The organism is Halomonas sp. ND22Bw (genome assembly GCF_003011945.1).
Lineage (GTDB): Bacteria > Pseudomonadota > Gammaproteobacteria > Pseudomonadales > Halomonadaceae > Halomonas > Halomonas halophila.
The window spans coordinates 1-380 of record NZ_PXWD01000301.1 but is presented as its reverse complement, the minus strand read 5'-3'; the positions used below and the strand labels follow the sequence as shown (position 1 = coordinate 380).

Here is a 380-nt window from a genome sequence, read left to right as displayed (position 1 = left end):
CATCGACACGGTCAACCATGCGGAGTCGACGCTCGCGCGGGTGGCAGCGACCAACTTCACCCCCGAGTTCCTGTGGGGCTGCACGCTCTACACCGCGGTCGAGCCCTGCTGCATGTGCGCCGGCACCGCCTACTGGGCCAACATCGGCCGCGTGGTCTACGGCATGACCGAGGCGCAGCTGCTTGCCGAGACCGGCAGCCATGCCGAGAACCCGACGATGAGCGTGCCGTCGCGCTATGTCTTCGACCACTGCCAGAAGCCGGTCGAACTCATCGGGCCGGTGCCGGAGATCGCCGAAGAAACGATCGCCATGCAGCGGGCTTTCTGGGCCTCGCGCTAATCCCCGGGCGGCTGCGCTTCAGTTCGGCAGGGGGGTGTGC

The 380-nt window shown here is 67.6% G+C and carries 1 protein-coding gene; it reads left to right on the top strand.

Going from position 1 to position 380, the window contains the following annotated elements:
• A partial coding sequence (locus CVH10_RS18170) for a nucleoside deaminase (RefSeq protein ID WP_106489365.1) occupies positions 1-340 on the top strand: 340 nt, incomplete at its 5' end.
• Positions 341-380: the final 40 nt, after the last annotated feature.